The organism is Streptomyces murinus (genome assembly GCF_002154555.1).
GTDB lineage: Bacteria > Actinomycetota > Actinomycetes > Streptomycetales > Streptomycetaceae > Streptomyces > Streptomyces murinus.
The window spans coordinates 1-6,360 of the sequence record NZ_MUNF01000459.1; the positions used below are offsets into that span (position 1 = coordinate 1).

Sequence of the window (6,360 nt, forward strand, 5' to 3'; positions counted from 1 at the left end):
AGATGTGTCTCAGAGACAGGACCAGCACCCGCCCCGGCCCCCTGAGCCAGGGGACGCCCACCGCGGTCCCGACGGACAGGGTCGCCGCGGCCGTCATGCCCAGCGGGAAGATCGTCGCCCATCGGCGCTGGTCGTAGCGGAGCCGGGGGCGGACCGCCTCGGCGACCAGCAGCACGACACAGGCCGCCAGGCACAGGGCGAGCAGCAGGACCGTCGTGGTGCGCAGGGCGTCGCGGTCGTCGTCGTTCCACAGATACAGCCCGCCCGTGTCCCCGGCGGCGAGCAGACCCGCCCCGGCCAGCGCCGAGATCGCGAGCGCCCCGCCCGCGATCCAGTGGTCCCCGGGCCCCTCCAGCACCTGCCGGGCATCGAAGCGGGGCAGGGCGAAGGCGTAGAGCGCCAGGCCGAGCCAGAACAGCACCAGCGCGGTGTGCGCGAGCCACGCCCTGCGCTCGGCCGCCGCCAGCGCCGCCGCGGACACCACCAGCCCCTGGGTGGCCACACAGCACAGGAACACCGCGCCGGGCATACGCGACCGCCAGTGCCGTACGACGATCGGCAGCAGCACCGCCCAGAGCACCGCCGCGAGGGCCAGCAGCGCCTCGGCCAGGGTAGGCCGGCCCAGTGTGGCGAGCCGGGAGGCCAGTACGGCGGTCGCGGCGGCGGCCGTCAGCGCCGCGGGGCTCCGTGCCTCGGCCGCCCAGCGTCCCCGGTCCAGGACCAGCCGCCGTACGAAACCGATGCCCAGCAGCGCCCAGGCGGCGCCCGCCAGTGCCAGCGCCGCCAGGGAGAGCGCCTCGGCGCCGATCAGATGCAGCCCTGTGGACACGATGCCGGTCGCCATCACGGCGGCCCCGGCGGCCGGTGACCGGCCCGCCCACCACGTACGCAGACCGGACATGCGCCCGATGCTAGGCAGCGTCCCGAACCGAGCGCCACGGGCACGCGCGCGGGGCCGCGAAAACACCCCGACGGGAAGGGAGGGGCGCCGACAGGGCGGGCAGGATGGTGACCCCTTGCGAGCCGTTCGGCCGGCCACTCACCGCGTCCCCTGCTCCCCTTCCGGCCGCCGGCCGGTCTCTCGTCCGTCCCCTGACCCCCGCCGATTCCCCGGGATTCCCAAGGGGTCCCCATGGGCTCCCCCTCCGTGATTCCCCCGGCTTTACCCTTGGGTTTCCGGGAGCGGGGCCGGTTGTCGGTGGGGCGCCCTAGACTCGGAAGGCGATGAGCAGCCTCTTTGACGACAGCTTCCTGGCGGATCTCCAGGCCCCACGTGGGCACGAGGAGGAACATGCGCCGCCCCCCGAGGACGATCATGCTCCGGAGCCGATCCCGGAGGATCTGTTCGGCGGGAAGTTCGACGTGCCGCCGGACCGGGACACCCACTACCGCGACGGCGCCCCGCGCCCCCCGCTCGACGCGGCGGCTCTGCTGGAGGGGCTGAACGAGAACCAGCGCGCCGCGGTCGCGCACGCCGGCTCCCCGCTGCTCATCGTGGCCGGCGCCGGCTCCGGCAAGACCCGGGTGCTCACCCACCGGATCGCCCACCTGCTCGCCGAGCGCCATGTGCACCCGGGGCAGATCCTCGCGATCACCTTCACCAACAAGGCCGCGGGCGAGATGAAGGAGCGCGTCGAGCAGCTCGTCGGCCCGCGCGCGGCGGCGATGTGGGTGATGACCTTCCACAGCGCGTGCGTGCGCATCCTGCGCCGGGAGAGCAAGAAGCTCGGCTTCACCTCGTCGTTCTCGATCTACGACGCCGCCGACAGCAAGCGCCTGATGGCCCTGGTCTGCCGTGACCTGGACCTCGACCCCAAGCGCTTCCCGCCCAAGTCCTTCAGCGCCAAGATCAGCAATCTGAAGAACGAGCTGATCGACGAGGAGGACTTCGCGGCCCAGGCGGCCGACGGGTTCGAGAAGACCCTCGCCCAGGCGTACGCGCTCTACCAGTCGCGGCTGCGCGAGGCCAACGCGCTCGACTTCGACGACCTGATCATGACCACGGTCAACCTGCTGCGCGCCTTCCCGGACGTCGCCGAGCACTACCGCCGCCGCTTCCGGCACGTCCTGGTGGACGAGTACCAGGACACCAACCACGCCCAGTACGCGCTGGTCCGTGAGCTGGTCGGCACCGGCGCGCACGCCGCGGACGACGCGGACGTACCGCCGGGCGAGTACGACCTCCCGCCCGCCGAGCTGTGCGTCGTGGGTGACGCGGACCAGTCGATCTATGCCTTCCGCGGCGCGACCATCCGCAACATCCTCCAGTTCGAGGAGGACTACCCGAACGCGACGACGATCCTGCTGGAGCAGAACTACCGCTCCACGCAGACCATCCTGTCCGCCGCCAACGCGGTCATCGAGCGCAATGAGTCCCGCCGCCCGAAGAACCTGTGGACCAACGCCGGGCAGGGCGCGCGGATCACCGGCTATGTCGCCGACACCGAGCACGACGAGGCCCAGTTCGTCGCCGAGGAGATAGACCGCCTCACGGACGCGGGCGAGGCACGCGCCGGTGACGTCGCCGTCTTCTACCGGACCAACGCCCAGTCCCGTGTCTTCGAAGAGATCTTCATCCGCGTCGGCCTGCCCTACAAGGTCGTCGGCGGGGTCCGCTTCTACGAGCGCAAAGAGGTCCGGGACGTCCTCGCCTACCTGCGCGTTCTCGCCAACCCCGAGGACTCGGTGCCGCTGCGCCGCATCCTCAACGTGCCCAAGCGGGGCATCGGCGAGCGCGCCGAGGCGATGATCGACGCCCTCGCCCAGCGCGAGAAGATCAGCTTCCCGCAGGCGCTCAAGCGGGTGGACGAGGCGTACGGCATGGCCGCGCGCTCCACCAACGCGGTCAAGCGCTTCAACACGCTGATGGAGGACCTGCGCACCATCGTGGAGTCCGGCGCCGGACCGGCCACGGTCCTGGAAGCCATACTCGAACGCACCGGCTATCTCGCCGAGTTGCAGAACTCCACCGACCCGCAGGACGAGACCCGTATCGAGAACCTCCAGGAACTCGCCGCCGTCGCCCTGGAGTTCGAACAGGAGCGCGGCGAGGGCGAGGCAGCACCCGATGCCCCCGCGGCGGGCGGCACGCTGGCCGACTTCCTGGAGCAGGTCGCCCTGGTCGCCGACTCCGACCAGATCCCCGACGAGGAGGACGGCGACGGCGTCATCACCCTGATGACCCTGCACACCGCCAAGGGCCTGGAGTTCCCGGTCGTCTTCCTGACCGGCATGGAGGACGGCGTCTTCCCGCACATGCGCGCCCTCGGGCAGGTCAAGGAGCTGGAGGAGGAGCGGCGCCTGGCGTACGTGGGCATCACCCGCGCGCGGGAGCGGCTGTACCTCACGCGGGCCGCGATGCGCAGCGCCTGGGGGCAGCCGTCGTACAACCCGCCCTCCCGCTTCCTGGAGGAGATCCCGGCCACGCATGTGGACTGGAAGCGCACCGGCGCGACGGCGCCGCTGTCCTCCGGGCCCGCGTCCGGGGTGGCGGCCTCGCTGTCCTCGTCGCGTTCGCGTTCCTCGGCCTCGGGCGCGTCCGGCTTCGCCACGCGGCGCACCGCGGAGAAGCCGGTGGTCGGGCTGTCCGTCGGGGACCGGGTCACCCATGACCAGTTCGGGCTCGGCACGGTCGTCGGGGTCAAGGGCACGGGTGCGAACGCGGAGGCGACGATCGACTTCGGCGACACCAAGCCGAAGCGGCTGCTGCTGCGGTACGCGCCGGTGGAGAAGCTCTAGGCAGACACGAAAAGGGGCCCCCGCCGGTCGGCGAGGGCCCCTTTTCGTTCAAGGCTTCACTACGTGGGGTCGAGACCGTGGCTGCGCAGCCAGGGCAACGGATCGACCGCCGCCCCGCCGCCGGGCCGCACCTCGAAGTGCAGATGCGGGCCGGTGGAGTTGCCGGAGCTGCCCGAGTCGGCGATCGGCTGGCCGGCCTTGACGGTCGTACCGGGCGCGACGACATAGTGGGAGAGGTGGCAGTACCAGGTCTCCGTGCCGTCCTTCGCGGTCAGGATCAGCATGTTGCCGTAGGCGCTGTTCCACTTGGTGGCGACGGTGCCGTCGGTCGCGGCCATCACCGTGGTGCCGTAGGCGACGGGGAAGTCGATGCCGGTGTGCACGGACATCCAGTTGACGCCGGCCTGGCCGAAGTAGGCGCTGAGGCCCTTCTGGAGGACCGGCAGCACGAACTTGGGCCGCAGCCGCTCCTTCAGCGCGGCCTCCGCGGCCGCCTTCTTCTTCTCCTGGTCCTGCTGCTGCTTGAGGTCGATCCGCTCCTGGGTGCGGCTCGCCCGGTCGGCGAAGTCGTCGGCGCCGGCCGACAGCCCCCTGAGCTGGGTGTCCAGCTTGCTGTTGGCGGCCGACGGCTGGACCGCGTGCGCGTCCGAGGCGGAGGCGGTTGTCTCGGTGGAACCGTCGTCGTGCAGGGCGCCGATGGAGGCCGCGGCGATCCCGGCGACCCCCACCACACAGGCCGAGGGAACGGCGACGGTCAGCAGTGCGGAGCGCTTCGCGGGCGTACGGCGCCGGGAACGCGCCCCGGCCCGCGCACCGGCGCGCCCACCCGAAGGGGCCGGAGCCGGCGCGGGCTCCTGCTGCTCCTCCAACAGATGTGGTACGGCGGCGAGTTCGCCGGTGCCGTCCAGCTCGGCGAACCCCTCGAAGGTCGCGGTCTCCTGCTGGTCGAACGGCACGGCGTCCGGCTGGTACGACGCGCTCTCCTGCTCGTACGACACATTGTCCCGCTGGTACGGCATGCCGTCCTGCTCGTACGGCGCCGCCTCCTGCTCGTACGGCACGGACTCCTGCTCGGCGCCCGCCGGCACGGCCGTCCCGCCGGAGTTCCACTGCGTGGCGTCGTACGCGCCCGTGTCGAAGGCATGGGTGCCCCACTCCCACTGCTGGGTGGCGTCGGGCGTGCCGGACCGGTCGGGGTGCAGCCAGGCACCGGTGTCCCACTGGCCGCTCACCTCGTTGCCGGTGGCCTGCGCGGGGACGGTCCAGGCGGTGCTGTCGTAGGCACCCGTGTCGTAACCGGCCTGGTGCTGGGGCGCGTAGGCGCCGTAGGCCGGGGTCTGGACGGTGTCGGAATGCCATGGGCCGGTGGCATATTCACCCGTGGCATGGGTATCGCTGGGGATGTGCCCGAAGAGCGGGTCCGGGTCGAAGCCCGGGGTGGAACCACTGGTGAAACCGGTGGCGTCGTAGCTGCCGTACGTGGTGAAGTCGTCGTAGGGGACTTCCGGAGTGCCGTACGACGCCGGGGGCGCCGCGGAGGCGTCGGAAGCCGGGGCCGGGGTGGTCAGGGTCCCCGACGGGTGACGGTCGTTCACCAACTTCTCTTTCGCCTCGACAACAGGGGCTGCCAGAGCAGTGCGGCGACTGTACCCGGCGGTATGCGGGCGCGACAATCTTCGGCCGGTTTCGCTGAGCCGGAAAAGGGCATTCGGCGCCGTTTCGGGGGGCGCTCGACCCGAGTTTGGCTTTCTGTTCGATGTGTGTTCGATGTCAGACGGCTGTGCGGCGGCGTCGTACGGCCCGGACGGCGCGCTCGGACGGCCTCACGCCACCGTCAGACCGTTCGCGGGCCCCTCCTTGGCGTCGGCGAAGTCCAGCGCCTCGCGTATCCCGGCCGCCACGGCGGGGTGCACCGGCAGGGCGAGATGGCCGATGCCGGTCACCCGGATGTTGTGCGCGTCCAGGTCGGGGTGCTCGAGACAGGCCGTCTCCAGCGGGTCCATCAACGGGTCCAGGTCGCTCCAGAAGCTGACGAACCGGGTGCGGCAGCCGGGCGCGGGGCGGCCCAGCTCCTCGATGACCTGCGAACCGGGCCGCATCTGGCGCACGATGGGATGAGCGTCGGCCAGCGGCGCGACCCGGGTGCCGGAGTGCGGGGTGCCGAGGGTGATCAGTGTGCGTACGCGCAGGTCACCGCCCATGCATTGCACGTAGTACCGGGCGATCAGGCCGCCCAGGCTGTGCCCCACGATGTCCACCCGGTCGCTGCCGGTGCGCTCGCAGATCTCCTCCACATGCCGGCCGAACAACTCGGCGGCGGTGCGGATGTCGCAGGTCAGCGGGGAGTAGTTGAGCGATTCCACGCGCTGCCCGCCGTGCTGGGCCAGGCTGCGGCGCAGCAGCACGAACACCGAGCGGTTGTCGATGAAGCCGTGCAGCAGCACGACCGGGGGGCCGGGGCGGACGGGCAGCCGGGCGGTGCCGTCGGGCACGGCCGCGGCGGGGGCGAGCCGCTCCTGGAAGAGGCCGGTCGGATACAGCAGGACGTGTCCGGCCAGGATCGCGGCGTCCAGGGCGGTCGCCTTCAGCAGCGTCACCGACAGCCCGGCCAGTTTGCCGGGC

The 6,360-nt window shown here is 71.7% G+C and carries 4 protein-coding genes; 1 reads left to right on the forward strand and 3 read right to left on the reverse strand.

Annotated elements, in window-relative coordinates:
• The coding region (locus CCN72_RS26425; protein WP_107430156.1) for an SLAC1 family transporter at positions 1 to 901 on the reverse strand (901 nt) is incomplete at its 3' end.
• A 323-nt stretch (positions 902 to 1,224) separates the two neighbouring features.
• Between CCN72_RS26425 and pcrA the strand changes: the two genes are divergently transcribed.
• Positions 1,225 to 3,738, forward strand: a complete 2,514-nt coding sequence (gene pcrA / locus CCN72_RS26430) for a DNA helicase PcrA (protein ID WP_086810247.1) — start codon at positions 1,225 to 1,227, stop codon at positions 3,736 to 3,738.
• 59 nt (positions 3,739 to 3,797) lie between these two features.
• On the opposite strand, the gene CCN72_RS26435 is transcribed toward pcrA, so the two are convergent.
• Entirely contained in the window at positions 3,798 to 5,333 is a 1,536-nt protein-coding gene (locus CCN72_RS26435; RefSeq protein WP_086810249.1) for a M23 family metallopeptidase, read from the reverse strand.
• Positions 5,334 to 5,561: 228 nt separating this feature from the next.
• Positions 5,562 to 6,360: esterase/lipase family protein (locus CCN72_RS26440; RefSeq protein ID WP_086810252.1), on the reverse strand; the 799-nt coding region annotated here is incomplete at its 5' end.

What these genes read in the sequence shown, in the direction of transcription:
- pcrA (WP_086810247.1), top strand. Translation starts at nt 1,225, where the DNA reads ATGAGCAGCCTCTTTGACGACAGCTTCCTGGCGGATCTCCAGGCCCCA.